This is a genomic window from Leisingera sp. ABD4_442, from assembly GCF_056160905.1.
Genome location: NZ_JBSWYB010000002.1, coordinates 66,141 through 92,662, shown reverse-complemented (window position 1 = coordinate 92,662; position 26,522 = coordinate 66,141). Strand labels below are relative to the sequence as shown.

Here is a 26,522-nt window from a genome sequence, read left to right as displayed (position 1 = left end):
AGTGAGGGTGCTAAGGCCACGGGGCGAAGGAGTCAATTACAAGGATTGAAGATTCAAAATATGACCATCCCATTGTTTATGCGCGATATTTTTCCATTCACCATAGGCCGCGCCGCTCTGCCGCAGCCGCTGTTAGCGCCAAACCATCCCGGAATCCATATTCAACCAAAAGGTTGATTTTACCGGATGGGCGGTTTCGGCAGCCGCCAGCGCACAATCCGCCCGTCGATCAGCAGCAGCCCCAAGAGGATCGCCGCCATGCCCCAAAGGTGCTCCGCCAGCAGCGTCTCGCCCAGAATGTAAGTGCCCAGAAACAGCGCCGACACCGGCGCGATCAGCGTCGGCATGGTGATGTTGGTCGGCCCCACCTTGGGCAGCACCCAATAGAACGCAATGAAGGCCGCCGAGGTCAGCACAAAGCCGATCACCAGCAGCGACGCCCAGGTTTCCATTCGAGTGATCACCGGCACCCCCTCGCTCCACAGCGCAAGCGGCGCGATTGCGGCGGTCGACCCGGTCAGCGCGATCGCCACCAGCACCACCGGCTCCATGTCGCGGAAGCTGCGCGCGATATTGACAGAGAAGGCATAGCACAGCGGCGCGCCCAGGGTGATTAGCACCGCCCAGGCTTCCGAGGACTGCCCGCCCTCCAGGATCGGCAGCGACAGCAGCACGATCCCGAGGAACCCGCAGATCACCCCCAGCGATTTCAGCACCGTCGCCCGCTCTCCTCCGGGCCAGAAATGCGACACCACCACCGCCAGCGCAGGCGTGGTCGCATTGACGATCCCTGCCACGCCGCTAGCGATGTGCTGCTGGCCCAGCGCATAAAAGGCAAAAGGGCCGGCATAGCTGAGCGCGCCGAACCCGAACAGCGCCAGCCAGCGCCCCATGCCAGCGGGCACCTTCTTGCGCGCCGCCAGAACATAGATCCAGCAGCCCAGCGCGCCAAAGCCCACACGCCCCATCGAAACCGACAGCGGCCCCAGTTCGCGCAGCAGAATGGCGTTGAACATGAACGACATGCCCCAGCCGATGCCGAGAATGAAAATCACCGCCCAATAGCGCAACGCCATGCCAACTGCCCCTTTGAAATGCCTTGCACCGATCCATCGCAGGTTTTGCAGGATTGTCGACCCGCTTCCTGCCCTTTAGGAGTATCAGGCATGAGCGACACCCTCGACACCGTCTTTGCGGCCCTGGCCGATCCGACCCGCCGGGCGATACTGACCATGCTGCTGGAGGACGACATGGCGGTGACCGACGTGGCGGAACCCTTCGAGATGTCGCTGGCAGCAATTTCCAAGCATCTGACCATTCTCACCCGCGCCGGCCTCATCGCGCAGGAAAAGCGCGGCCGGGTCAAATGGTGCAAGCTGCAACCCGACGCCATGCGGGCCGCCTCCGTCTGGATGCAGGGCTTCGGCCAGTTTGAACCGGTGAACCTGGACGCCTTCGAACGCTTCCTGGAGGCAGAGCACCTGTCAGAGGATGCCCCCTCCGAAACCTAGGGGCCGAAACCTAGCGGACGACAAACACCGAAATTTCGGAATGCAGCACCAGATGGCTGGCGTGGGACGAGAACACATAGTCCAGAATGCCGGGCATATGTGTTGCAATCACGATCAGGTCCACCTCCAGCTCCTTCGCCGTCCGGGCCAGGATGGAGTCCATCTCTGATCCGACATCCACCGAATGAACCGGCAGCCCCTCAACCCTTGCACCGCTGCTTTCGGCCATCTTGCCGGCCAGTGCGGCCAGCTGATCACCGGACGGCCCCAGGGTGTGCGTGCCTTCAATCTGCTCATCCGTCACATGAACCAGCGTCACGCGTGAGCCGTGGTTGGCGGCGAAATCCGCAGCTACGTTCAGGGCCTTCTTGACCGCCGGGGGCATGTGCAGGTCAACGGGCACCATGATATGCTTGAACATCTTTCCCTCCTTCTCCTGACGCGTCCCTCAGGACCAGTATACAGGAAAACAAGGGGCTTGCGTTGACCTGCCGCAAGCGTGCCCGGCAGGCAGAACTCAGGAGGGCAGCGTTCAGGCGCGCACCGGCTTGGCGTCGCCTTCCAGCAGCATCGCCAGGGCAACAACCGACATCGCCACCCCGACCAGCACCACGCCCGGCGGCGCGCCGCGGCCCAGCGCGATCTCCCACAGGATCACCCAGCTGGGCGTCAGATAGGTATAGGCCATCACCTTGGCCGAGGGCAGCCGCAGAGTGGCGTATTGCAGCAGCACGAAAGTTGCAGAGCTGGCAAAGACCGCCAGATAGACCAACCCGATCCAGACTATGCCCGGCAGCTGCATCCAGCTGGTCGCCAGAATGTCCTGCCAGCCGAACGCCGCCAGCAGCGCGCCGCCCGCCAGCAGCATCCCGAAGGTAAACACCACCGCAGGCTCGCCCCGGTTCAGCTTGCGCACCATCGGCGTGTAGATCGCGTGCAGCAGGCAGCCCCAGAAATAGATGATCTCCCCCTGGCCGATCTGAAACGCCGCCAGCGCCTGCAGGTCGCCGCGCATGATCACCCAGACCGCGCCCGCAGCCCCGATCGACAGCGCCAGCGCCATCCAGCGGGTGGTCACCTGCCGCAGCAGCAGCCAGCCGAACCCCGCGCTCATCACCGGCACCAGCGTGAACACCGCCGCCGCGCTGACCGGCGCCGCGGTCTGCAGCCCGTAGAACATCAGCACAAAATAGCCGCCGAACAGCCCGCCCAGCACCGCAAACCGCCAGGGCGCCTGGAAATGCACCCGCCGCATTCCGGTAGTGGCTGCAGCGGCAACACCGATCACCACCGCAGCAATGCCGAACCGCGCCGCATTCAGCGCTGCCGGTGCGATCTCATTGGCCACCATCACCCCCAGCGAGAACGACCCCGCCACCAGCGCCGAAAACAGCAGCATCGCCAGATGGCCGCGCAGCGCCTCGTTCACAGCTGCCATTCCTTGGCCTGCTCCTTGAGGAACTTCAAAAACGCCTGCACCTTGGTGGTGCGGTGCAGGTCCACATGGGTCACCAGCCACAAGGTGCCTTCCCATTCCTCCTGCGGCGCCATCATCTCGACCATGTCCGGCTGCTGCCGCGCCTCCCAGGCCGCCATAAAGCCGATGCCCGCGCCGCTGCGCACCGCATTCTGCATGGTGAACCCGTTGGAGCAGCGGAAGGAAATCGCCTCAGCCGGCGCATTGGCCCGCAGCCAGCGCGAAAACGGCGCGCGGCTGTTTTCATCGTCATTGCCGATAAAGCGGTGGTTGGGCATGTCCTCCACCCCCTGCAGCACGCCGTATTTCTCGGCATATGATTTAGAGGCATAAAGCCCCACCTGCTGCTTCATAAACGGCTGCACCACATTGTCGGGCTGGTCCGGCGCGTTGCCGGCACGGATCGCCACATGCGCCTCGCCGTATTCCAGCCGGAACAGCCGGTCACCGGTCAGATAGCGGATGATCAGCCCCGGGTGCATGTCCTGGAACTCTTTCAGCGCCGGCACCAGCATCGGCGCAAAAGACGCCAGCGAAGTCACCACCAGCTCGCCCGACACATCATCGCCGTGCCCTTTCAGCCGCCCGACCAGCTGGCTGAACTGATCATCGGTCGCCTGCGCCACCCGCAGCAGGTCCTGGCCGGCCTCCGTCGGGGTGTAGCCGCGGGCGTGGCGCTGGAACAGCTTCACCCCCAGCCGCGCCTCGATTGCGTCGATATGGCGGATCACCGTTGCATGGTGGACGCCCAGCACCTCGGCTGCGCCGCTGACCGTGCCCATCCGGGCCACCTGATAGGCGGTGCGCACCTCATCCCAATTGTCCATGGCTGCCTCCTTGCCAATCCGCGCGACATGCGCACATGCGCACACTCGGTGTTACTTTTGCGGCGTTGCGTTCGCAAATGCAATAACCCAAATCTCTGTCAGCAACAAGCACAGGAATACCAAAATGACCCGCACCGTTCTGCATCTCGACTCCTCCGCCCGCACCGAAGGCTCGGTGACCCGGGACCTTTCCGCACAGATCGTCAGCCGCCTGGGCGCGGACACCGTGATCCGCCGCGACCTGGCCGCGCCGCTGCCGCTGCTGGACGGCGCCTGGATCGGCGCCAACTTCACCCCGGCCGATCAGCGCAGCGAGGCAGACAAACAGCTGCTCGCCCTCTCCGATGCACTGGTGGAGGAGCTGAAACAGGCCGATACCATCGTGATCGGCGCGCCGATCTACAACTTCTCGGTGCCCTCCACCCTGAAGGCCTGGATTGACCTGGTGGCCCGCGTCGGCGTCACCTTCCGGTATGAGGAAACCGGCCCCATCGGCCTCCTGGAAGGCAAGCGCGCCATTATCGCCGCGGCCTCCGGCGGCACCCAGGCCGGCTCCGACATCGACTTTGCCACCACCTACCTGCGCCATGTGCTTGGCTTCATCGGCATCACCGATGTCCAGATCGTGGCCGCCGACGCCCTGTCCATCGACGCCGAGGGCGCCCTCGCCAAGGCAAAATCCCAGATCAAAGCGCTGGCGGCCTGACCCCCCTGCACTGCCCAGCGCATCTGCCGCCAGCCGCACCCCGGCTGGCGGCATTTTAACGTTTGGCAGCGCGGCAGGGCCTGTGCCACTCTGCCCGCATCTGCATTTCAAAGCACAGGCATTCCCATGAAGAAGATCGGCATTCTCGGCGGCGTCGGCTGGGCCTCCACCCTCGATTACTACCGCGCCATCTGCGAAGGCGCCGGGCGGTTTTTTGCAGACCGCGGTGCCAGTTCACCGCTCCCGGTGCCGCCGGTCACCATCGAATCAGTGGTGCAGGCGCAAACCCGGTCCTTGCGCGGCCGTCCGGGGGATGAGGCCAGCTGGGCCGCTTTCGATGCCGTCTTCCGCGAGGCGATGCTGACACTGGAACGCGCCGGCTGCGACTTTGCCCTGATCGCCTCCAACACCCCGCACACCCGCCTGCACGCGATCCGCGAGGGCGTGATGATGCCGGTCCTCAGCATCTTCGACGCCACCGCCGAAGCCACCGCCGCAACCGGCGCCGCCCGCGCGCTGGTGCTGGGCACCGCTGTCACCATGCAGGCCCGCAACTATGCCAATGTGCTGGCTGAACACGGGATCAGCGCCAACGAAACCCTGCCGCAGGCGGAGATCACCGAAATGCAGGCGATGATCGACGAGGATTTCTACGGCGGCGCAGCCAGCGGCGCGCAGGACCGCCTGCTGCGGTTCTGCGCGAGACACGCCCAGCCCGGCACCGCCATCCTGCTGGCCTGCACAGAACTGCCGCTGGCCTTCCCCGATCATATTGACGACGTCAGTTTCGAGGCCGGCGGCTTCCTGTTCGTGAACCCCTCCGCCGCCCATGTCGCCGCCGCGCTGAACCTCGCGCTGGCAGAGGAAAAGGCGGGTTAGACCCAGCGCACCTCAACGCCGGCCTTCTCAAAGAACGCCATCACATCATCGCGCTTCATCGCCACTGTGCGGTCATTGACCAGCGGGTGCATATAGATCACCTCGGCCTCCTGCGCCTGCACGTCCATATAGAAGGTGACGCCTTTCTCCGCGCCGGTGATCATCGCCAGCGGGCTGACCGCGCCGGGGCGGATGCCAAGGTTCTCCAGCAGCCGGTCAGCCGAGCCAAACGACAGGTTGCCAATCCCCAGCTCAGCGCCCAGCGCCTTCAGGTCGATCTCCCGGTCCTGCTGCAGCGTCACCAGGTAGTTCCGCTTCTTCTTATCCCGCAGATACAGGTTCTTCAGCCGCAGCGCGTTTTCGCCCGGCACCATGAACTGCTCCTCGACCCCCTTGGCGTCCTCCACCGTGCGCAGCGGCACATGGGTATGCAGCTGATAGGCAATGCCCCAATCGTCCAGCTGCTTCAGCAGCGCATCCGAGGAGACAGGCAGGCTGTCCTGATAGGCCGATGACGCATCCATGATCTTACTCCGCAAGCCGTTCCGGTTTGCCGTGCAGATCACAAAAAACAGCACCGGGGCGCAAGAGGTGTTCCGCCCCCTGCGCCCCGTTTTGCGCCAGTTCGTTCCTACGCCTCGGCGAAATCCGCCCGCCGGGCCTCCTCGTAGTGGTCAAAATCGGTGCTGAACCAGCCGGTGCCGCGGGTGGCGCTGGCCAATGTGCTGCACAGATCATCCTGCGCCGACATCGGCAGCAGCGTCTCGAACACATCCCAGCCGGCAACGCCGTCTTCGGCCTCAAAGCCCAGGATCTGCCCCTTCATGCCGCTCACCACCGGCACCAGCCCGCCGGTAAACACCGACGGCACGTGGATATGCACCCGCATGATGGGCTGCAGCAGCACCGCGCCAGCCTCCGACATCGCCTCCCTGACCGCGTTCTTGCCGGCAGTGCGGAAGGCATAGTCGGAACTGTCCACCGAATGATGCTTGCCATCCTTCAGCGTCACGCAGACATCCACCACCGGATGGCCGTTCAGCCCCTGCGCCAGCGCCTCGCGCGCGCCCGCCTCGACCGAGGGGATATAGTTCTTGGGCACCGCGCCGCCCTTCACGGTTTCCTCGAACACAAACCCGCTGCCGCGCGGCAAGGGCTTCACCTCGATCACCACATCCGCAAACTGGCCCGCGCCGCCCGACTGCTTGCGGTGGCGGTGATGCACCTGCACCGCTTTCTTGATGGTCTCGCGCAGCGCCGGCGGCACCGCCCCTTCCTCCACCTCGACGCCGAACTCGTCCTTCAGCGCCTGCTTGATCCGGCGCATATGCAGCGGCCCCTGCAGGTTCAACAGCACATGGCCGCTGGCCTCATCCTGGCCCAGCACCAGCGCCGGGTCGATCTCCGCCAGCCGCTCCAGTGCGCCCGACAGCCGGGCATCGTCGCGCTCATTCACCGGCGTGATCACCCGCCGGAAGGTCGAGGGCCGCGGCTGCGCCCACTCCGGCAGCGGCGCCGCACCATCCGGCCCATAGGCAAAGCCCAGGTTCAGATGATCGGATTTCACCGCCTGCCCCATGTCGCCGGGCGTCAGGCTGGTGTTGGCGGCCGATCCGACTCCGGTCAGCGCCCCCAGTGCAGCACCGCCAACCGGCAGCCCATTGCCAACCTTGCCATCCAACGCACGCACCATCACCGTCTTGCCCAGATGCTTGACCAGATCCGCCATGCAGCCCACCGCCATCACGCTGCCGTCCTGCGACAGCCGCTCCAGCGCCGCACCCACATCCGGCGCCTCGTGGCGCAGCGACTTCATCAGGCGCATGATCCCGTTCTTGTGCTCCGCCGAGCCCATCAGCGCCGGGATCAGATCGTTGTGCTGCAACACCTTGGTCGCGACCTCATAGGCTTCCTCGGCCATCACCTGCTGATCCTCGATCAGCTCCTCCAGCAGCGTGTCGTCAAAATCCGCCAGCGCCTCCAGCAGCTCGGTGCGGGCCTCCTGCTCGCGCGCATACATCGCCACCGGCAGCTCGATCAGCGCCGAGGGCTTGCCCTCCTGATACTGCCAGGCCCGCTCGGAAATCAGATCCACAGCACCCACAACCTGCCCCCTCTCGCGGATCGGCACCTGCCGCAGGATGATGTTGTGGCTGCAATAGGCCTGAAGCGCGGCGACGATTTCCGCCACCCGGTCCGTTGCCTGGTCCATGCGGTTGACAAAAATAAAGGCGGGAACCCCCGCCTCTTCCAGCTTGCGCAAATACGGCGCGCTCAGCACCGCAGCCCCGGCATCCGCCGGCACGCACAGAACCGCAGCATCGCTGGCCGCCAGCGCCGGACCCGCCTGCGCCAGGTTGTCGGCGCCGCCCGCGATATCGATCGCGGCCCAGTCCTCCCCCATAAATGAAAAAGGCTGCAAAGCGGCGACGCCTGCAACCTCCTGCCTCTTGCCCGCGGCACTGTCCAGATTGGCCAGCGCCGAGGCCAGCGTTGATTTGCCGGACTGCGACGGTCCCAGAATAGTGAAAACGCGCATGTTCTCAGATCCTCCCTTAGCTGTTGCGGCTGCCCGGTGAGGATCGCGGACACTGAGGTTCGCGTGAACTGCCTGTGCTGAAGATCTGCCTCGCGGCTCATAGGAGCCGGCCCGTCCGGTGAGTGATCGGCGTTGGGCCACCGTGTGATGTTGGCCAACCACCCGCCCCCGAGTCAAGCGCGCAGAGGGCGTAACGGCAGCACCCAGCGCAGGGTTTTGACGCATCCGCTGCCGTTTTCCCCTCTCCCGCGGCTTTCCCTTGGGTAAGCTGACCCCATGAAAATCACCCGCAACACGCCCGAACAGCTGATCCTGTCCGATACGCCCTGGCTGATCGGGATCATGCTTGTCTTTTTCATCCTGGTCTTTGCCGGCGCCGGCCTTGGCATGCTCAGCCAGGGTGGCGACCTGATCCTGCCCGGCCTGATCTTTACCCTGGTTGGCGGCGGCATGGGCGCGCTGGCCTTCTGCCTGTTCGTGCGCCGTGTCCAGGTGATCCTCGACCGCCCCGGCGGCAGCGTGGTGATCCGGCGCCAGTCGGTGTTCGGCTACAACCAGGTGGAGCACCGCCTCGCAGACCTCTCCCACGCTGAGGTGGAAAGCACCACCAGCCGCCGCGAGGGCCGCACCCGCACGCTCCACCGCCCGGTTCTGGTGCTGGACGGCGGCATGAGCGCCGGCCGCCACCCGGTGGTCGAAGCCTACACCAATGGCCGCGGCGCCCAGCGGCTGAGCGATGCGATCAATGCCTGGCTCCCCGCCGAAAGCCCGGCAAAGGTTGACTCCGCCCCCCATTCCGCGTAACGCCTGCCCAAACATCCGGGAGATCTGAGTCTTCCGGTCCCTGCCCGTGCCAGGGATCGCCCCCCACCAGCGTGTTACGCCCGTGGGGGCAAACTCGTTTGGTTTGCCCCCACGACTGACACCAGGACCGGCGGGCATTTGCGCATGGACCGCATGTCCCCTACATACGGGGGCGCCACGTATTGAAACCGGCAACAGGAGGCCGCAGGCATGTTTGAAAATCTATCCGAACGCCTTTCCGGCGTCTTTGACCGGCTGACCAAACAGGGCGCCCTGAACGAGGAAGACGTCAAATCCGCCCTGCGCGAAGTGCGCGTCGCCCTGCTGGAAGCCGACGTCTCGCTGCCGGTTGCCCGCGACTTCATCAAGAAGGTGCAGGACCAGGCCACCGGCCAGGCGGTCACCAAGTCGGTCACTCCGGGCCAGCAGGTCGTCAAGATCGTCCACGACGCGCTGGTCGACGTGCTGCGCGGCGACGAAGACCCCGGCAAGCTCAAGGTCGACAACCCGCCCGCCCCCGTCCTGATGGTCGGCCTGCAGGGCTCCGGCAAGACCACCACCACCGGCAAGCTGGCAAAACGGCTGAAGGAGAAAGAGGGCAAGAAGGTCCTGATGGCCTCGCTCGACGTCTACCGCCCGGCGGCGATGGACCAGTTGGCCGTCCTCGGCACCCAGATCGGCGTCGACACCCTGCCCATCGTGCCCGGCCAGAAGCCGGTCGACATCGCCAAACGCGCCAAGCAGCAGGCGATGCTGGGCGGCTATGACGTCTATATGCTCGACACCGCCGGCCGCCTGCACATCGACGAGACCCTGATGCAGGAGGTCGAGGACGTCCGCAACGTGGTCTCCCCGCGCGAGACCCTGCTGGTGGTCGACGGCCTGACCGGCCAGGTCGCGGTTGAGGTGGCCGAGGAATTCGACGCCAAGATCGGCATCTCCGGCGTGGTCCTCACCCGGATGGACGGCGACGGCCGCGGCGGCGCCGCGCTGTCGATGCGCGCCGTCACCGGCAAGCCGATCCGCTTTGTCGGCCTCGGCGAAAAGATGGACGCCCTGGAAACCTTCGAGGCCGACCGCATCGCCGGCCGAATCCTCGGCATGGGCGACATCGTGGCGCTGGTCGAAAAGGCCCAGGAAACCATCGAGGCCGAACAGGCCGAAAAGATGATGAAGCGCATGATGAAGGGTCAGTTCAACATGAACGACCTGAAGATGCAGCTTGAACAGATGCTCCAGATGGGCGGCATGGAGGGCATGATGCAAATGATGCCCGGCATGGGCAAAATGGCCAAGCAGGTGCAGGACGCCGGCATGGACGACAAGGTGCTCAAGCGCCAGATCGCCATGATCCAGTCGATGACCAAGAAGGAACGCGCCAACCCCGCCCTGCTGCAGGCCTCCCGCAAGAAACGCATCGCGGCCGGTTCCGGCATGGAGGTCTCCGACCTCAACAAGCTTCTGAAAATGCACCGGCAGATGGCCGATGTGATGAAGAAGATGGGCAAGATGGGCAAAGGCAAGATGCTGAAACAGGCCATGAAAGGCATGTTCGGCAAGGGCGGCATGCCGGATATGGGCGGCATGGATCCCAGCCAGATGGACCCCAAGGCACTGGAAGCCGCGGCCAAGGCAATGGGCGGCAAAGGCGGCCTGCCCGGCGGCCTCCCCGGCCTCGGCGGCGGCATGGGCCTGCCCGCGGGCCTCAGCGGATTTGGCAAGAAGAAGTAAGCCATGCAGCTCCCCGCCATCCCTCAGCTTGAAACCGAACGCCTGGTCCTGCGCGGACCGGAGGCGGCGGACTTCGGGCCGGTGGCAGCGTTCTTCGCGAATGAGGAACGCTCCTGGGGATTTGGCGGCCCGCTCGACCGTAACGAAGCTTGGCGCTGGTTCACCATGTCGGTGGGCCACTGGGCGATGCGGGGCTTCGGTTTCTGGACCATCACCTGCAAGGACAGCGGCGCGGCGCTTGGCATCACCGGCATCTGGCAGCCCGAGGGCTGGCCGGAACCGGAACTGGGCTGGGTCGCCTTCCCGGCGGGCGAAGGCCGCGGCGTCATGGCCGAAGCTGCCCTGGCCGTCCGCACCCACGCCTATGAGGTGATGGGCCTGCCGGCGCTCTGCTCCAACATCTTCCCGGGCAACACCCGCTCGGTGGCGCTGGCCGAACGTCTCGGCGCAGTGTTTGAGACAGAATTCGACAATCCCAAACACGGGCGCGAGCTGGTCTACCGCCACCCCGCCCCGGCTGCGCCTTGCGACGGCGGGATGGAGGCTTACGCATGAGCTTTCATCAAATTGGCGCTAAGCCGGCGCTTCCGGCAGCCGCGGCAGCGCCCCGTTTAACTGAAAATTACGCCCTCTCCCCGATACTCCATCATTGGATGGGTAAACTATATGCCGGGCGGCCCGCCGCCCGGGCAAAGGGGTGTAATATGACTGACGTGCGAAAGCCGCTTCCACGGCTGCTATCTAAACGGCTGATGCTGATCTCTCCGGCAGACCCGGAGTTTGACGCCAATGCCGCCTTCCTCGATGCCGGCGCGCCGCGTTTCATCGACGCGGCAGAGGATCCCGATTCCCTTTGGTGGTCGATTGCCACCATCATCGGCCACTGGCACCTGCATGGCTACGGGCTGTTTGCCGTGGTCGAGCGCAGCACCGGCACGACCGTCGGCCTGGTCGGCCCCTGGTTCCCCAAAGGCTGGCCGGAACCGGAACTGTCCTGGCACCTGATGGAGCCTGGCCGCGGCAAAGGCTATGCCAGCGAGGCCGCACAGGCTGTGCTTGACTGGCTGTTCACCGAGGCGGGCTGGGACTCGATCGTCTCCTATGTGCCAGAGGAAAACGACGCCTCCATCGCACTGGCCCGCCGGGTCGGCGCGCAGCCCGAAAAACCGGTGTCGTTCCGACTGCAGCCCGCGCCGAACATCCGCGCCTGGCGCCACATGCCGCCGCCGCGGGTTTCCGGCCCGGAGGCCGTACGGGGCCTGCTGCACTGATGCGCCGGTACGGGATCATATCCCGGCTGTGCCGCGCCCTTCCTTCGGAAGGAGCGCGCTGATGCCGTTTGACATCCCGGTGATCGAAACCCGCCGCCTGGTGCTGCGCGGCCCCGCGCCGCAGGATTACCCTGACTTCAAGGCCACCTTCAGCTCCTACCGCTCGCGCTTCATGGGCGGGCCGCTGAACACCTACGAGGCCTGGATGCTCTATGCCGCCGAGATCGGCCACTGGCAGGTGCGCGGCTTTGGCATGTGGATGATCCACGACAAGGGCACGGATGAAACCTACGGCATGGCCGGCGGCTGGCAGCCCGCAGGCTGGCCGGAGCGCGAAATCGCCTGGATCATCTGGCCCGGCGCGGCCGGCAAGGGCTATGCGCTGGAGGCGGCCCATGCTGCCCGCCAGTATTTCTATTCGAAACTAGGCTGGGAGACTGCGGTCAGCTATATCGACCCGAAGAATCTCGACTCGATCCGGCTCGCGGAACGGCTTGGTGCCAGGAAGGACCACGAGGCCGCCACCATTGACGGCAATGACGCGGTCTACCGCCACCCCGCCCCGGACGCCCTGAAGGACAGCCAGATTGCGCATGGCATCGAAATGGAAATCGGGCATTATGCCGACCCGCTCTTCAAACCGGAGGGCTGGGCCATTGACTGATGTGCGCGTGATTTCCCGGATGCTGCGCTGCGGCGGTGCACAGGGGGTGCACAGCCGGTGCACGCCTGGCACCCCTTTGACACACACCCGGCCTGCTGCATTGCGGAGAACCCGATGACAACAGATACCCAAGACCCCGCCGCCCGCGCAGCCCAACTGCTGAAGGGCCACCGCGAAAGCATCGACCGCCTGGATGCGATCCTCGTCTATACCCTGGGCGAGCGCTTCAAGCACACCCAGGCGGTGGGCCGGCTCAAGGCCGAACACGACCTTCCCCCGTCCGATCCGACCCGCGAAGCGGCGCAGATCGCACGGCTCGAAGACCTGGCGGATCAGGCCGATCTTGACCCTGAATTCGCCAAGGCTTTCTTGAACTTCATCATCGGTGAAGTCATCCGCCACCATAAGAAACACCAAGAATAACAACGACAACAGGACAACCGGGGCATACCCCGGACAACGCCATCAAAGGAGATGTACCCATGGCAATGAAAATCCGTTTGGCCCGCGGCGGCTCCAAAAAACGCCCCTTCTACCGCATCGTGGCTGCTGACAGCCGCATGCCGCGCGACGGCCGCTTCATCGAGAAGCTGGGCACCTACAACCCGCTGCTGCCGAAAGATTCGGAAGACCGCGTGAAAATGGACCTGGAGCGCGTGCAGTACTGGCTGAGCCAGGGCGCCCAGCCCACCGACCGTATCGCCCGCATGCTGGAAGCCGCCGGCGTCCGCGAGAAGGCCGAGCGCAACAACCCGAACAAAGGCACCCCGGGCAAGAAAGCCCAGGAGCGCGCCGAAGAGAAAGCTGCAAAGGCTGCTGAAGCTGCCGAAGCAGCTGCAGACGCGGAATAATTCCGTGGAGCTGCGGGGCGCTTTTCCCGAGGAGTTCCGCAGCCAGCTTGATCTGCTGATGCGGCTCCGGCGCGACGTGCGCCGGTTCCGCAGCGATCCGGTGGAGGAGGCAGTGCTGATGCGCTGCCTCTCTGCCATTCAGCTTGCCCCCTCGGTGGGGCTGAGCGAACCCTGGCGCATCCTGCGGGTGGACAGCGGCACCGCCCGCGCTGCTGCGCTGAAGAATTTCCAAGCCGCCAATGCCCAGGCGCTAACCGGTTATTCCGGTGAAAAGGCCGAACGCTATGCGGAGCTGAAACTGTCCGGCATGCGCGAAGCCCCGGTGCAGCTGGCAGTCTACTGCGATGATGAGACCCTCCAGGGCCACGGGCTGGGCGCGGCAACCATGCCGGAGATGCGGCGCTACTCTGTGGTCACCGCCATCACCCTGTTCTGGCTGGCGTTGCGCGCCGAAGGGCTGGGCCTGGGCTGGGTTTCGGTGCTGGATCCCCAGCAGCTGAACCGCGATCTGAATGCACCCGAGGGCTGGCAGCTGATCGGTTATTTTTGCGTCGGCTACCCGGAACGGCTGTCAGACACGCCCGAACTGGAAGAAAAAGGCTGGGAAAGCCGGATGGCGGATCTGCCGCTCGAAACCCGCTGAGGCCTCATGGGACGGTTGATCCGGCTTGTGTTTTTTGTTGCAGTGGCCTTTACCGCGGGCATCTTCTTAGAACGCAACCACCAAAGCGAACTCTGCGAACAATCCGGCGGCCAATGGCTGCGCGCGGGGTTCTGTGCAAAGGACTGATACCATGAGCGATCTGATCTGCGTGGGCGCAATTGCCGGGTCCTTCGGGGTGCGCGGCGAGGTGCGGCTCAAAAGCTTCTGTGCCATCCCGGAGGAGATCGAGGACTACTCGCCGCTCAGCAGCGAGGACGGCTCCAAGACCTACTCGCTGACCATTACCCGCCCGATCAAGAACGGTTTCGCCGCCCTGCTGAGCGGTATTGAAACCAAAGAGGACGCCGACGCCATCAAGGGCCTGCGCCTGTTCGCCCGCCGCGATCAGCTGCCGCAGCTGCCGGATGATGAGTTCTACCATGCCGATCTTGTCGGGCTGGAGGTCTATGACACCGGCGGCACCCTGCTGGGCACGGTGAAATCGGTGCAGAACCATGGCGCTTCCGATCTGCTGGAAATCCATGGCCCCGGCCTGAAGGCCACGGTGCTTCTGCCCTTCACCCTGGAGGCGGTGCCGACGGTGGACCTGAACCAGGGCCGCATTATTGCCGACCCGCCGGAAGGGCTGTTCTGAATCCTGCATAGGGGGCTTTGCCCCCTCGCGCCCCTGGCGCTCACCCCCAGGATACTTCCCGCCAGAAGAAAACCGGATCCCTTGTTCATCTGGCCTGAAATATCCCGGAGCGCGAGGCAGAGCCTCGCATAACTCCGCTTTCTTCGCAGCGCTCCATCGCCTATGAGAACGCCATGACCGACACGCCCTCCCGATCCCACGGCCGCAAGGCCATCCGCCCCACGCTGAAACCGCGCGAGCTGATGACGCCGACGCCGGACCTGGCAGGCGTGTGGAAGGCCAAGATCATCACCCTGTTTCCAGGGGCCTTTCCTGGTGTGCTGGGCGAAAGCCTGACCGGCAAGGCGCTGCAGGAGGGTCTTTGGCAGCTGGAGACCACCGATCTGCGCGAATTTGGCGTCGGCAAGCACCGCAATGTCGATGACACGCCCGCTGGCGGCGGAGCAGGCATGGTGCTGCGCGCTGATGTGCTGGGCGAAGCGATCGAGCACACGATGGCAGACACCCGCGGCAACTGGCCTCTGGTCTACCTGACCCCGCGCGGACGGCCGATGAACCAGCAGATGATGCAGGGTTTCGCCCAATGCGACGGCATCACCCTGCTGTGCGGCCGGTTCGAAGGCGTCGATGAACGGGTGCTGGAACACTACGGCATCCAGGAGGTTTCCCTGGGTGATTTTGTCATGACCGGCGGCGAGCTTGCGGCACAGGCGCTGATCGACGCCACGGTGCGGCTGATCCCTGGCGTTCTGGGCAACCAGGCCTCGACGGAGGAGGAGAGCTTCGCCTCCGGTCTGCTGGAGCATCCGCAGTACACCCGCCCGGCCGAATGGAAAGGCCGCGGCATCCCCGAGGTTCTGATGTCCGGCCACCACGGCAAGATCGCCGGCTGGCGCCATCACATGAGCGAAGAGATCACGAAGGCCCGGCGCCCTGATCTTTGGGAGGCCTTCCAGCGCGCCAAGGACAGCAGCAAACCCTGATCCGAGACTTCCGGAGAGGCCGCAAGTGGCGCGGCCGCCGCGCTTTTTCCCCGGGAGAAGCCGTTGCCGCAATTCAAAACCCGTGTTTTACTCTCCCTGCATAAGTTAAATGACAGGAGAGAACAGGGTGGCTGGAAAATTTGAACTTTACGAAGACAAAGCAGGTGAATTCCGTTTCCGCCTGAAGGCAGGCAACGGCGAGAACATCCTGGCAAGCGAAGGCTACAAGCAGAAAGCCAGTGCGGAAAACGGCATTGAGTCGGTCAGGAAGAATGCCGGCGATGATGCGCGCTACGAACGCAAGGAAACCTCGGCCGGCAAGCATATGTTCAACCTGAAAGCCACCAACGGCCAGGTGATCGGCACCTCGCAAAGCTATGCCAGCGCTTCGGGCCGCGACAATGGCATCGAGTCGGTCAAGAAAAACGCGCCGGACGCAGCCCTGGACGATCAGACCGCGTAAAGGCCTGAAGAGCCGGGGGCGGCAGCCCCGAATCTTTTCCGAAATGATTTGGCAAGAGTTTTCAGAAAACTCTTGCTGACCATGCAGCTCAGCACTTGTTTTACTGGTCCTGCGGACGTATACAGCGCCGGTCTGGATTCGCATTTGCGGCTCCGGGCCGTTGGCTGTTGGATCGCTCACCTGAAAATCTTCTTCGGTTTTCCCCGGGATCCTGCTGCCGGCAGCAAGGAACAGACGGCGTGATCTCTGGCGGGCGCAACGGCGGACCCGGTGAAGACCAGGAGCTCTCATGACGGCACAAACCTCTGCGGAATAAACCGCAGGCAGATTAGGAGAGTTGCGATGGACCTGATCGCACAGCTGGAGGCGGAACAGATCGCCGCCCTGGGGAAAGAGATCCCCGACTTCAAAGCCGGTGACACCATCCGTGTCGGCTACAAGGTGACCGAAGGCTCGCGTTCGCGCGTTCAGAACTACGAAGGCGTTTGCATCAGCCGCAAAAACGGCTCGGGCATTGCCGGCTCGTTCACCGTCCGCAAGATTTCGTTCGGCGAAGGCGTGGAGCGTGTGTTCCCGCTGTATTCGACCAACATCGACAGCATCACCGTTGTGCGCCGCGGCCGCGTGCGCCGCGCCAAGCTGTACTACCTGCGCGCGCGCCGCGGCAAGTCGGCCCGTATCGCAGAAGACGCGAACTACAAGCCCAAGAAAGCCTGAGGAGTGGTATCATGAAAAAAGACACCCATCCCGACTACCACTTCATCGACGTCAAAATGACCGACGGCACCATCATCAAGATGCGCTCCACCTGGGGCTCCGAGGGTGATCAGCTGGCACTCGACATTGACCCGACCGTGCACCCGGCCTGGACCGGCGGCACCTCGCGCCTGCTGGACGCCGGCGGCCGCGTGTCGAAGTTCAAAAAGAAATACGAAGGCCTGGGCTTCTAAGCCGCCTGCCGTATTTTTCAGAACTCCCGAAGGCTGCCCCGGACGGGCAGCCTTCTTTCTTTTTCTTCTGACGCTGGGGCCGGATCATTGCCCCGCGGGAAAGACAGCCCCCTCGTGAAACAAGCCCTGGCCAACGCACTGCAAGAACGCGGATATGAAACCCTGACCCAAGTGCAGGAGGCCGTGACCCAGCCCGAGGTGGAAGGGCGCGACCTGCTGGTGTCCGCGCAGACCGGCTCCGGCAAGACCGTCGGCTTTGGCCTGGCTTTGGCCCAGGATCTGCTGGGCGAAGACGAGGCGTTCGGCGAGGCCGCGGCGCCGCTGGCGCTGGTGATTGCCCCGACCCGCGAACTGGCGCTGCAAGTAAAACACGAACTGGGCTGGCTGTACCGCGGCGCGGGCGCACGGATTGCCTCCTGCGTCGGCGGCATGGACATGCGCGACGAGCGCCGGGCGCTGGAACGCGGCGCTCACATCGTTGCAGCAACGCCGGGCCGTCTGCGCGACCATATCGCGCGCGGCTCCATCGACCTCAGCCAGGTGCGCGGCGTGGTGCTGGACGAGGCCGACGAGATGCTGGACCTCGGCTTCCGCGAGGATCTGGAATTCATTTTGGGCGAAGCGCCCGAAGACCGCCGCACCCTGCTGTTCTCCGCCACCGTGCCGCCGGCAATCGCCAGCCTGGCCGAAACCTTCCAGCGCGACGCGATGCGGATCAAGACCGCGGGCGAGACCAAGCAGCACGCGGATATCGAATACCGGCTGATGAGCGTGGCGCAAGCGGACGCGGAAAACGCCATCATCAACGTGCTGCGCTTCTACGAGGCGCCGAGCTCCATCGTCTTTGCCAACACCCGCGCAGCCGTGAACCGTCTGGCCGCGCGCCTGACCAACCGCGGCCTGCCGGTGGTGACCCTGTCGGGCGAGCTGTCCCAGACCGAGCGCAGCCACGCGCTGCAGGCGATGCGCGACGGGCGCGCCCGGGTCTGCGTGGCCACCGATGTGGCCGCCCGCGGCATCGACCTGCCGGGGCTGGAGCTGGTGGTCCATGCGGAGCTGCCCTCGAACCACGAAACCCTGCTGCACCGCTCCGGCCGCACGGGCCGCGCGGGCCGCAAGGGCGTCAGCGCGCTGATCGCCCCGCCCAAGGCACGCAGCAAGGCTCTGCGCCTCTTGAAATGGGCCAAGCTGAACGCCGAGCATTGCGAGGCGCCCTCCGCCGACGATGTGCTGGCGCGTGACGAAGAACGCATGCTGGCCGATCCGGTCTGGCAGGAGCCGGTGGCCGAAAACGAGCAGGCCGGCGTGCAAACCCTGCTGGACACCTTCACCCCCGAACAGATCGCTGCCACCTACCTGCGCCTGTTCCGCAGCCGCCACTCGGCGCCTGAGGACCTGCGCCCGGCTGACACCCCGGAGCCGCGCAAGGAACGCAAGGAGCGCAAAGCCTTTGGCCCCTCCGTCTGGTTCTCTCTGTCCGGCGGCCGCGAGGCAGGCGCCGACCCGCGCAAGGTGCTGCCGATGCTGTGCAAAGCCGGCAACATCGACCGCGGCGCCATCGGCGCGATCCGGGTGCAGGAAAACGAGACCTTTGCCGAAATCAGCGAAGGCGCAGTTGAGGGCTTCCTCAAGGCGCTTGGCGGCAAGACAGAGCTGGAACCGGGCGCCGTGCTGACACAGCTGTCCGAAGCACCGGAACTGGCCCCTGCCCCGCGCCGCGGCCCCGGCGGGCCGAAAGGCGGCTTCAAGGGCGACCGCAAACCGCATCGCGGCAAGGACGATGGCGCCAAGCCCTACCGCGCTAAATCCGATCACCGCGAAGACAGCCGCCCGCCCCGCAAGGAATGGAGCGGCAAGCCTGAGCGCAAGGAGCGGAGCGATAAACCTGCACGCAAGGACTGGGGCGACAAGCCCGCGCGCAAAGACTGGGACAGCAAACCGGCCCGCAAGGAGGACCGCCCCAGCAAGCCCAAACCGGCCGTGACCGCCAAGCCCAAAGGCGCGTCCGACCCGTCCAAGCGGATGACCAAACCCGGCGCGCCTGCGGCCAAGCCGTTTACGGCGAAAGGCCCCAAGCCGCCGGTTGGCAAGCCCAACAGCAAGAAGAACAAGGCACGCGCCGCTGCAGCCCTGTCTGCAAAGGGCGGCAAAGGCGGCGATGCCCGCCCCAAGCGCAAGCCGGCGGGTCCTGCAAAACACAGGTGATACACTAAGTTTACCAGACTGCCCGCACCGCTTTTCTTGGCGGAATCCAGAGCCTATACAGGGACCCAAAGCGAAAGACGTGCAGCAAAGCACGAGCGAAGGGACCTGTATATGGCGCATATCATTGTCGTCGGCAACGAGAAGGGCGGCGCGGGCAAATCGACTGTTTCCATGCACGTCGCAACCACCCTGGCCCGGCTGGGCCACAAGGTCGCGGCGCTGGACCTGGACCTGCGGCAGCGCTCGATGGGGCGCTATCTGGAGAACCGCAAGGATTTCTGCGCCAAGGCCGGGCTGGACCTGCCGATGGTGGACATGCATGAACTGCCGGAAATTGACCCGGCCAGCCTGCAGCCGGGTGAAAACATCTATGACCACCGGTTGTCGGCAGCGGTTTCGGCCTTGGAGCCGGGCCATGACTTCATCCTGATCGACTGCCCCGGCTCGCACACCCGTCTCAGCCAGGTGGCGCATTCGCTGGCCGACACATTGATCACCCCGCTCAATGACAGCTTTGTCGATTTCGACCTGCTGGCGCATGTGGACCAGAAGGGTGAAACCATCACCGGCCCGTCGGTCTATTCCGAAATGGTCTGGAACGCCCGCCAGCTGCGGGCGCAGGCGGGGCTGAAGCCGATCGACTGGATCGTGATCCGCAACCGGGTCGGCACCCAGCGCATGGTCAACAAGGAAAAGATGGAACGCGCCATTAAGATGCTGTCCAAACGGATCGGCTTCCGCGTGGCGCCGGGCTTTTCCGAGCGGGTGATTTTCCGCGAACTGTTCCCGCGCGGGCTGACACTGCTGGACCTCAAGGACATCGGCGTCAAGCAGCTGAACATCTCCAACGTCGCCGCCCGCCAGGAGCTGCGCGACATGATGAAAGAGGTGAACCTGCCCGGGGTCGAGATCAGCATCTGATCCCGCCCCGGCAGCCCGTCAGCCGCAACCGCAGCTGCCGCGGTAGATGGTATAAAGCTCGATCGGTTCGGCCACACCGCGCAGCATGTAGCGGCCCAGCGATACCAGATCATGTTCGGTGCCCTTGGCCGCCTTCATCACATCCTCGGACATGATGATGTTCTGCCCCACGGAACGGTGCATCCCCGCAATCCGCGCGGTCTGGTTCACGGTCTGGCCGATCACGGTGAAATCCAGCCGGTTCTTGGCCCCGATATTGCCATAGAGAATGTCGCCGGCATGCAAAGCCAGAGTGAACCCGGCGGTTGGCAGCCCTTCAGCCTCACGCTCTGCATTGAAGGCGCGGATCTTGCCGCAAAGCTCATTTGCTGCCGCAAGCGCTGCGTGGGCGTCTTCCTCGATGCTGCCAAGATTGAACATGGTCAGCATGCCGTCGCCCATGAACTTAAGGATATTGCCGCCATGGGCCTGGATGGTGGCAACCGCCAGGCCGAAATAGCCGTTCAGCATGTCGATCAGCTCTTCGCCCGGCAGCCGTTCAGCCAGCTGAGTGAACCCCTTCAGGTCGAACAGGCAGATCACCGCATCGATTTCCTGCGAGGATCCGCGCCGGATTTCACCCGACAGAACCCGGCGGCCCGCGTCGCGGCCCAGGTAGATCTGCAAGAGATCGCTGGCGATTTGCCGGTTCGATGAGGATTTCAGCGCCAGCCCCAGATGCGGCAGCGTGGTGCGGATCAGGTCCAGCTCGCGGCTGGAAAAACCGCCCTTGCGGTCAGTGGTCCAGGACACCAGGATGCCTTCGCCCGGGCGCCGCGGGTCTGGCTGCTTTTCTTCCGGCGGATGAAACCGGAGACCGGCCGCAAAATAATCGGTCGCGCCGGCCTCATAAAGCTCATCAATGACCGGGAAGTCAAACGGCGGGCCAGCCTCCATCTGCACCCGCAGATCCGGCAGCTCCTGTTGCAGCAGCCGGTAGAAGGGGCTGTTCAGCCAATCCTCTCCCGGGTTCTCCTGGTATTCGTAATGATGGCTGGTGATGCTTTCGCCGCGGATCCAGCGGATTCCGATGCCCCCGAACTCCGGGTGATAGGCCCGCTGCGCCAGGTGAAAACGCATCAGCGGCACCCCGGCCTCGGTCAGGCGCTGGCAGTAGCCGTCCAGCAGTTGCTGCTGGCTGGTGCCCTGCAGGCCCTGCTCCATCAGCCAGGCAATCAGCGGCCCTGAATTGACATCAATCTGTATCATCGCTTCACCTTCAATCCCGCTGCATTATCTGGGGGCTGGGCCCTTCAATGTCTATGGCTCGATCCCTGCTAAATTGCGCAGCATATACCGCAAAATTGCAACCTCGCCGGTGGTGAAGCGGGCGCAGATTTGGGTATCGAAATCCAGCGCGTGCTCGCGCAGGTCCTTGTACGCCGCCTCCCCCGCCGGCGTCAGTGCCAGATGTTCAGCGCGGCGGTCGTTTTCATCGCGGGTGCGGGTCACGAAACGCTTCTCCGCCAGCTTGGCCACGGCGCGGCTGATTTTGGTTTTGTGGATCTTGGCCCGGCTGCCGATCTCCTTGGCGGTCATCTGGCCGTAGTTGCCCAGGTGAAACAGCACCCGCCATTCTGTGCGCAGCATCCCGTAACGGTTCTTGTAATGCTTTTGGAACCCCAGCGAGCTTTCCTCGGCAGCGCGGTTCAGCAGATAGGGCAGGAAATCCTGCAAAGCGAAATCATCTTTTTCGTTCATTTTCGTCCCCTCTCCCTTGTTAGTTACAAAAACAACTAATATCCCGCAAGCAGCAAGAGGAGAAACGCGCGATGAATCGGCCAGCCGATCCCCATGAAATGATTCAGGCTCCCTCGCTTCAGGGGCCGCACGAGGGCTATATGCCCGGCTTTGCCAACGACTTTGAAACCGAGGCGCTGCCCGGCGCGCTGCCGCAGGGCATGAACAGCCCGCAAAAGTGCAACTATGGCCTCTACGGCGAACAGCTGAGCGGCACCGCCTTTACCGCTGATGTGCCGGAACGGACCTGGTGCTACCGCATCCGCCCGTCGGTCAAGCATTCGCACCGCTATGAAAAGATTGACCTGCCGCATTGGAAATCGGCGCCTTGCGTCGACCCGGATGTGATCTCGCTGGGCCAGTACCGCTGGGACCCGGTGCCGCATTCGGATGAAGGCCTGACCTGGCTCACCGGTATGCGCACCATGACCACCGCGGGCGACGTGAACACCCAGGCCGGCATGGCAAGCCACATCTACCTGGTCACCGAGTCGATGGTGGACAGCTATTTCTTCTCTGCCGACTCCGAACTTCTGGTGGTTCCGCAGGAGGGCCGGCTTCGGTTCGCCACCGAACTCGGCATCATCGACCTGGCACCACAGGAAATCGCCATCATCCCGCGCGGGCTGGTCTACCGGGTGGAAGTTCTGGAAGGCCCGGCCCGCGGTTTTGTCTGCGAGAACTACGGCCAGAAATTCGACCTGCCGGGCCGCGGGCCGATTGGTGCCAACTGCATGGCCAACCCGCGCGACTTCAAGGCGCCGGTGGCGGCGTTCGAGGACCGCGAGGCGCCCTCCACCGTGACCATCAAATGGTGCGGCCAGTTCCACGAGACCAGGATCGGCCACTCGCCGCTGGACGTGGTCGCCTGGCACGGCAACTACGCGCCTTACAAATACGACCTGACCACCTATTGCCCGGTAGGCGCGATCCTGTTCGACCACCCGGATCCGTCGATTTTCACCGTGCTGACCGCGCCGTCGGGCGTGCCCGGCACTGCCAACATCGACTTTGTGCTGTTCCGCGAGCGCTGGATGGTGGCCGAAAACACCTTCCGCCCGCCGTGGTACCACAAGAACATCATGTCGGAGCTGATGGGCAATATCTACGGCCAGTATGACGCCAAGCCGCAGGGCTTTGTGCCGGGCGGCATGAGCCTGCACAACATGATGCTGCCGCACGGGCCGGACAAGAACGCCTTTGAGGGCGCGTCCAACTCCAACCTCGGCCCCGAGAAGCTGGAGAACACCATGTCCTTCATGTTCGAAACCCGCTTCCCGCAGCATCTGACCGCATTTGCAGCCAAGGACGCGCCGCTGCAGGATGACTACATCGACTGCTGGAGCGACATCGAAAAGAAATTCGACGGCACGCCCGGCCTGAAATGAAACGGTGAGGGGGCGCTGCCCCCTCTGGGCCTCAACGGCCCATTCACCCCCGGAGTATTTCCGGAAAGATGAAAAGGATCTTCGGATCCGGAAACTGGAGACACGATGCCTCTGCTGAAATCCTGGGTGGCCTCGGCCAATGATGCAAACCACCCGTTCCCGCTGAACAACCTGCCTTATGGCGTGTTTTCCGTTGATGGCGATGATCCCCGCTGCGGTGTGGCCATCGGCGATATGATCCTGGACATGCAGGCCACTGAGGAGGCCGGGCTGGTCCAGCTGAGCGACGCGCCGCTGTTCGATGTGCCCTACTGGAACGACCTGATGGAGGAAGGCCCGGCCGTCTGGGCCGCCCTGCGCGACCGTCTGACGGCGCTGCTGTCCGAAGGCGCCGCCGAGCAGGACAAGCTGGAACCCCTGCTGGTTGCCGCCGCCGATGCCGAGTTGCACATGCCCTTTGCGGTCAGCGAATACACCGACTTCTACGCCGGCAAGAACCACGCCTTCAATGTCGGCACCATGTTCCGCGGCCCGGAAAACGCGCTGCCGCCGAACTGGCTGCATATCCCGATCGGCTACAATGGCCGCGCGTCCTCCGTGGTGGTCTCCGGCACCGATGTGCGCCGCCCCTGGGGCCAGCTGAAAGGCCCGAATGACGACAAGCCAAGGTGGGCGCCCTGCGCGCGCTTCGACATCGAGCTGGAAATGGGCGCCATTGTCGGCACCCCGTCGGACGGACCGATCACCGTGCAGGAAGCGGATGACAACATCTTTGGCTATGTGCTGCTGAACGACTGGTCGGCGCGTGACATCCAGGCCTGGGAATACCAGCCGCTTGGCCCGTTCCAGGCCAAGGCCACTGCCAACACGATCTCCCCCTGGATCGTGACCAAACCGGCGCTGGAACCGTTCCGCTGCGACACGCCGGAACGCGAAGTAGAGCTGCTGGACCACCTGAAGGACTGCGGTCCGATGCTCTATGACATCGGCCTCGAAGTGACCCTGGCGCCGGAAGGCAAAGAGGCCACCACCATCGCGCGGACCAATTACAAGGAAATGTACTACTCCGCCGCACAGCAGCTGGCGCATCACACCACCTCAGGCTGCCCAATGAACGCGGGCGACCTCTTGGGCTCCGGCACCATCTCCGGCCCGGTGAAGGAAAGCCGCGGCTCACTGCTGGAACTCAGCTGGGGCGGCAAGGAGCCGCTGACGCTGGACACCGGCGAAGAGCGCTCCTTCATTGCGGATGGCGACACGCTGACCCTGAAAGGCGCGGCCAAGGGCGACGGCTACACCATCGGGTTCGGCGACTGCACCGGCACCGTGCTGGCAGCCCTTGAAGATCCATTCGCCCGCTAGCACTGTGCCAGAAGTCGAAAATCAATCCTGACGGGAATGACAATGACAATTCGAACAACTCTCTGCGCAGCTGCTTTTCTAATCGGCATTTCTCAGCCTGTGCTCGCATCTGATGCACGTACTCTGGCTGAGAAGTATGTGAAGATGCCTGAAACTCAGAAAATGATCTCTGATATGTTCGCGCCGGAGACCATGGCTAATCAGATCGCTAGCTCGCTGCCTCCCCACGTGAAGATGACGAGTGATCAAAAGCAGCGAGTAGGGATACTCATGTCAAACGCGATGAATGAACTTCGACCCCGTCTTGAAAGTCAGATGATTGAAGGAAGCGCGAAGATCTTCTCAACTGAGGAACTTCAGGCCTTGATTGACTTTTACAGCTCGAAGCACGGCGCAGCAGTCATGTCCAAGATGCAGCCGTTTATGCAAAACACCATGGCCGAGCTAGCACCTGAAATTCAGCGCCTTCAGGAAAAGCTGACCCCCGAGCTTACGAAAATTTTTCAGGAGACCAACTGATGGCAAAAGCTTTTGCGTCCCAAGGGGACCTGACCGAAAAGAAGATCACCTTTGATGAGATCGGCGAGGGGCTCTATGCCTTCACCGCCGAGGGCGACCCGAACTCCGGCGTGATCATCGGCGACGACTCCGTGATGATCGTCGAGGCGCAGGCGACACCGCGGCTGGCGAACAAGGTGATCGAATGCGTGCGGTCAGTCACCGACAAGCCGATCACCCATGTGGTACTGACCCACTATCATGCTGTCCGCGTTTTGGGCGCCAGCGCATTCGGCGCGCAGCAAGTGATCATGTCCAACGCCGCATACAACATGGTGCTGGAGCGCGGGCAGGAAGATTGGGACAGCGAATTCCAGCGTTTCCCGCGCTTGTTTGAAGGCCACGAAAGCATTCCGGGACTGACCTATCCCACCACAACCTTCACCGATCAGATGACTGTCTTCCTCGGCAACCGCCGGGTCGACATCAAACAGATCGGCCGCGCCCATACTGCCGGCGACGCGGTGATCCATGTGCCGGATCAGAACGTCATGTTCACCGGCGACATCGTCGAATACCACTCGGCCTGCTACTGCGGCGACGGGCATTTTGCCGATTGGGGCCAGACGCTCGACAACATCAAAGCCTATGACGTGGACGCGATTGCACCGGGCCGGGGCGATGCGCTGGTCGGCAAGGAAATGGTCAATGCCGCCATCGAGAACACCCGCGACTTCGTCGAAAGCACCTACCGCCCGGTTCAGCGCATCGCTGCACGCGGCGGCTCGCTGAAAGAAGCCTGGGACGCCGTGCGCGCGGAATGCGACCCCAAGTTCGCCGACTACGCGATCTACGAGCATTGCCTGCCCTTCAACGTCGCCCGTGCCTATGACGAAGCGCGCGGCATAGCACACCCCCGCATCTGGACCGCCCAGCGTGATCTGGAGATGTGGGAAGCGCTGCAGGGTTAAGAACCGATGAAGATAAGAAGCAAAGTAAGCCGAGGCCCCTACAAGGGCGAAACGCAAAAACCCTGGAGAAACAAAAAGGGGCAATACGCGCTCACAGCCTACCCGAAAGACGCATCAGAAAAGGGTCACCACGATGCACACTACATTCTGGTGAAAGACCTTCAAAGCGTCGCAAATGGGCTACGCGCTGGGCTTCGCCTCCGAATGCAATCTGACAATGTCGATGACAGCATCAGGAAGGCAAGCAGAATCACAATCAATGGCAAGCCTGCCTCTGAATACGACCCGCCAAAGCGATAATTCTTAGGAGCTTTGCAACCGGGGCGGTTTGATCCAGATCGTATCGCCCCGGCAGAACCTGTGAGACGCTAGACCATCCTCCCGGCGTGCCCATGCCGGGAAACGGTGAAGCTGTGCCTGACGGCACCCGGAAATTGGGAGGAG

Annotated in this window: 30 protein-coding genes; 22 read left to right on the top strand and 8 right to left on the bottom strand. The window is 63.8% G+C overall.

Annotated features, from left to right (window positions below; translation table 11 throughout):
* Positions 1 to 179: 179 nt before the first annotated feature.
* Positions 180 to 1,076, bottom strand: a complete 897-nt coding sequence (locus tag ACXAHG_RS02320; protein ID WP_475055706.1) for a DMT family transporter — start codon at positions 1,074 to 1,076, stop codon at positions 180 to 182.
* A gap of 90 nt (positions 1,077 to 1,166) precedes the next feature.
* Here ACXAHG_RS02320 and ACXAHG_RS02315 point away from each other — a divergent pair, with 90 nt between their 5' ends.
* Positions 1,167 to 1,511, top strand: a complete 345-nt coding sequence (locus ACXAHG_RS02315; RefSeq protein ID WP_271907605.1) for an ArsR/SmtB family transcription factor — start codon at positions 1,167 to 1,169, stop codon at positions 1,509 to 1,511.
* Between the two features lie 10 nt (positions 1,512 to 1,521).
* On the opposite strand, the gene ACXAHG_RS02310 is transcribed toward ACXAHG_RS02315, so the two are convergent.
* The 3 genes from ACXAHG_RS02310 to ACXAHG_RS02300 form a co-directional block, all read right to left on the bottom strand.
* Positions 1,522 to 1,932: a universal stress protein gene (locus tag ACXAHG_RS02310; protein ID WP_475040713.1), complete on the bottom strand. Its 411-nt coding sequence runs from the start codon at positions 1,930 to 1,932 to the stop codon at positions 1,522 to 1,524.
* Positions 1,933 to 2,043: 111 nt separating this feature from the next.
* On the bottom strand, positions 2,044 to 2,949 hold the full coding sequence (locus ACXAHG_RS02305) for a DMT family transporter (RefSeq protein WP_475040712.1): 906 nt from the start codon (positions 2,947 to 2,949) through the stop codon (positions 2,044 to 2,046).
* Positions 2,937 to 3,815, bottom strand: coding sequence for a LysR family transcriptional regulator (locus ACXAHG_RS02300; protein WP_475040710.1), 879 nt, complete (start codon positions 3,813 to 3,815; stop codon positions 2,937 to 2,939). The genes ACXAHG_RS02305 and ACXAHG_RS02300 overlap by 13 nt, the downstream gene beginning before the upstream one ends.
* 124 nt (positions 3,816 to 3,939) lie before the next feature.
* Between ACXAHG_RS02300 and ACXAHG_RS02295 the strand changes: the two genes are divergently transcribed.
* Positions 3,940 to 4,521: an FMN-dependent NADH-azoreductase gene (locus ACXAHG_RS02295; RefSeq protein WP_475055705.1), complete on the top strand. Its 582-nt coding sequence runs from the start codon at positions 3,940 to 3,942 to the stop codon at positions 4,519 to 4,521.
* A 126-nt stretch (positions 4,522 to 4,647) separates the two neighbouring features.
* Positions 4,648 to 5,400: an aspartate/glutamate racemase family protein gene (locus tag ACXAHG_RS02290; protein ID WP_475055704.1), complete on the top strand. Its 753-nt coding sequence runs from the start codon at positions 4,648 to 4,650 to the stop codon at positions 5,398 to 5,400.
* On the opposite strand, the gene ACXAHG_RS02285 is transcribed toward ACXAHG_RS02290, so the two are convergent.
* On the bottom strand, positions 5,397 to 5,924 hold the full coding sequence (locus ACXAHG_RS02285) for a prolyl-tRNA synthetase associated domain-containing protein (RefSeq protein WP_475055702.1): 528 nt from the start codon (positions 5,922 to 5,924) through the stop codon (positions 5,397 to 5,399). The two genes, ACXAHG_RS02290 and ACXAHG_RS02285, sit on opposite strands and share 4 nt — an antisense overlap.
* 107 nt (positions 5,925 to 6,031) lie before the next feature.
* Entirely contained in the window at positions 6,032 to 7,939 is a 1,908-nt protein-coding gene (locus ACXAHG_RS02280; protein ID WP_475055701.1) for an elongation factor G, read from the bottom strand.
* A gap of 276 nt (positions 7,940 to 8,215) precedes the next feature.
* Here ACXAHG_RS02280 and ACXAHG_RS02275 point away from each other — a divergent pair, with 276 nt between their 5' ends.
* The 15 genes from ACXAHG_RS02275 (at position 8,216) to ACXAHG_RS02205 (ending at position 20,080) form a co-directional block, all read left to right on the top strand.
* Positions 8,216 to 8,743, top strand: a complete 528-nt coding sequence (locus tag ACXAHG_RS02275; protein ID WP_475055700.1) for a hypothetical protein — start codon at positions 8,216 to 8,218, stop codon at positions 8,741 to 8,743.
* A gap of 210 nt (positions 8,744 to 8,953) precedes the next feature.
* On the top strand, positions 8,954 to 10,474 hold the full coding sequence (ffh, locus tag ACXAHG_RS02270) for a signal recognition particle protein (RefSeq protein ID WP_475055699.1): 1,521 nt from the start codon (positions 8,954 to 8,956) through the stop codon (positions 10,472 to 10,474).
* Between the two features lie 3 nt (positions 10,475 to 10,477).
* A complete protein-coding gene (locus ACXAHG_RS02265; RefSeq protein WP_475055697.1) occupies positions 10,478 to 11,029 on the top strand; it encodes a GNAT family N-acetyltransferase in 552 nt (183 codons plus the stop codon).
* A gap of 149 nt (positions 11,030 to 11,178) precedes the next feature.
* Complete coding sequence (locus ACXAHG_RS02260; RefSeq protein ID WP_475055696.1) at positions 11,179 to 11,745, top strand: GNAT family N-acetyltransferase; 567 nt, start codon at positions 11,179 to 11,181, stop codon at positions 11,743 to 11,745.
* 61 nt (positions 11,746 to 11,806) lie between these two features.
* The gene (locus ACXAHG_RS02255) at positions 11,807 to 12,409 is read left to right on the top strand and encodes a GNAT family N-acetyltransferase (RefSeq protein ID WP_475040694.1); all 603 of its coding nucleotides are present in this window, start codon (positions 11,807 to 11,809) and stop codon (positions 12,407 to 12,409) included.
* A 114-nt stretch (positions 12,410 to 12,523) separates the two neighbouring features.
* Positions 12,524 to 12,832, top strand: coding sequence for a chorismate mutase (locus ACXAHG_RS02250; RefSeq protein ID WP_475040692.1), 309 nt, complete (start codon positions 12,524 to 12,526; stop codon positions 12,830 to 12,832).
* Positions 12,833 to 12,891: 59 nt separating this feature from the next.
* The gene (gene rpsP, locus ACXAHG_RS02245; RefSeq protein ID WP_475040690.1) at positions 12,892 to 13,260 is read left to right on the top strand and encodes a 30S ribosomal protein S16; all 369 of its coding nucleotides are present in this window, start codon (positions 12,892 to 12,894) and stop codon (positions 13,258 to 13,260) included.
* A 4-nt stretch (positions 13,261 to 13,264) separates the two neighbouring features.
* Positions 13,265 to 13,903 carry a 5,6-dimethylbenzimidazole synthase gene (gene bluB / locus ACXAHG_RS02240; RefSeq protein WP_475040688.1) on the top strand — a complete coding sequence of 213 codons (639 nt, stop codon included), beginning with the start codon at positions 13,265 to 13,267 and terminating at the stop codon, positions 13,901 to 13,903.
* 151 nt (positions 13,904 to 14,054) lie between these two features.
* Positions 14,055 to 14,558, top strand: a complete 504-nt coding sequence (rimM, locus tag ACXAHG_RS02235) for a ribosome maturation factor RimM (protein ID WP_475040687.1) — start codon at positions 14,055 to 14,057, stop codon at positions 14,556 to 14,558.
* A 173-nt stretch (positions 14,559 to 14,731) separates the two neighbouring features.
* Positions 14,732 to 15,541 carry a tRNA (guanosine(37)-N1)-methyltransferase TrmD gene (gene trmD, locus ACXAHG_RS02230; RefSeq protein WP_475055695.1) on the top strand — a complete coding sequence of 270 codons (810 nt, stop codon included), beginning with the start codon at positions 14,732 to 14,734 and terminating at the stop codon, positions 15,539 to 15,541.
* Between the two features lie 127 nt (positions 15,542 to 15,668).
* A complete protein-coding gene (locus tag ACXAHG_RS02225) occupies positions 15,669 to 16,004 on the top strand; it encodes a YegP family protein (RefSeq protein WP_475055694.1) in 336 nt (111 codons plus the stop codon).
* A gap of 342 nt (positions 16,005 to 16,346) precedes the next feature.
* Positions 16,347 to 16,721, top strand: a complete 375-nt coding sequence (gene rplS, locus ACXAHG_RS02220) for a 50S ribosomal protein L19 (RefSeq protein WP_475040682.1) — start codon at positions 16,347 to 16,349, stop codon at positions 16,719 to 16,721.
* An 11-nt stretch (positions 16,722 to 16,732) separates the two neighbouring features.
* Positions 16,733 to 16,954 carry a 50S ribosomal protein L31 gene (gene rpmE / locus ACXAHG_RS02215; protein WP_039132115.1) on the top strand — a complete coding sequence of 74 codons (222 nt, stop codon included), beginning with the start codon at positions 16,733 to 16,735 and terminating at the stop codon, positions 16,952 to 16,954.
* 114 nt (positions 16,955 to 17,068) lie between these two features.
* Positions 17,069 to 19,159, top strand: a complete 2,091-nt coding sequence (locus ACXAHG_RS02210) for a DEAD/DEAH box helicase (protein WP_475055693.1) — start codon at positions 17,069 to 17,071, stop codon at positions 19,157 to 19,159.
* 111 nt (positions 19,160 to 19,270) lie between these two features.
* On the top strand, positions 19,271 to 20,080 hold the full coding sequence (locus ACXAHG_RS02205) for a division plane positioning ATPase MipZ (RefSeq protein ID WP_475040678.1): 810 nt from the start codon (positions 19,271 to 19,273) through the stop codon (positions 20,078 to 20,080).
* Between the two features lie 18 nt (positions 20,081 to 20,098).
* Here the strand turns inward: ACXAHG_RS02205 and ACXAHG_RS02200 are convergent, their stop codons facing one another.
* A complete protein-coding gene (locus ACXAHG_RS02200; RefSeq protein ID WP_475055691.1) occupies positions 20,099 to 21,328 on the bottom strand; it encodes an adenylate/guanylate cyclase domain-containing protein in 1,230 nt (409 codons plus the stop codon).
* A 51-nt stretch (positions 21,329 to 21,379) separates the two neighbouring features.
* The gene (locus tag ACXAHG_RS02195) at positions 21,380 to 21,820 is read right to left on the bottom strand and encodes a MarR family winged helix-turn-helix transcriptional regulator (RefSeq protein ID WP_475040674.1); all 441 of its coding nucleotides are present in this window, start codon (positions 21,818 to 21,820) and stop codon (positions 21,380 to 21,382) included.
* 71 nt (positions 21,821 to 21,891) lie between these two features.
* On the opposite strand from ACXAHG_RS02195, the gene hmgA reads away from it, so the two are divergent.
* The 4 genes from hmgA to ACXAHG_RS02175 all read left to right on the top strand — a co-directional run bounded on the left by hmgA (position 21,892) and on the right by ACXAHG_RS02175 (position 26,078).
* The gene (gene hmgA, locus ACXAHG_RS02190) at positions 21,892 to 23,247 is read left to right on the top strand and encodes a homogentisate 1,2-dioxygenase (protein WP_475055690.1); all 1,356 of its coding nucleotides are present in this window, start codon (positions 21,892 to 21,894) and stop codon (positions 23,245 to 23,247) included.
* Positions 23,248 to 23,352: 105 nt separating this feature from the next.
* Positions 23,353 to 24,609 carry a fumarylacetoacetase gene (gene fahA / locus ACXAHG_RS02185; RefSeq protein WP_475055689.1) on the top strand — a complete coding sequence of 419 codons (1,257 nt, stop codon included), beginning with the start codon at positions 23,353 to 23,355 and terminating at the stop codon, positions 24,607 to 24,609.
* A 36-nt stretch (positions 24,610 to 24,645) separates the two neighbouring features.
* Positions 24,646 to 25,128 (top strand): DUF2059 domain-containing protein, encoded by a 483-nt coding sequence (locus tag ACXAHG_RS02180; protein WP_475055688.1) that lies wholly within the window; start codon positions 24,646 to 24,648, stop codon positions 25,126 to 25,128.
* Positions 25,128 to 26,078: an MBL fold metallo-hydrolase gene (locus ACXAHG_RS02175; RefSeq protein ID WP_019296669.1), complete on the top strand. Its 951-nt coding sequence runs from the start codon at positions 25,128 to 25,130 to the stop codon at positions 26,076 to 26,078. Before ACXAHG_RS02180 ends, ACXAHG_RS02175 begins: the two co-directional genes overlap by 1 nt.
* Positions 26,079 to 26,522: the final 444 nt, after the last annotated feature.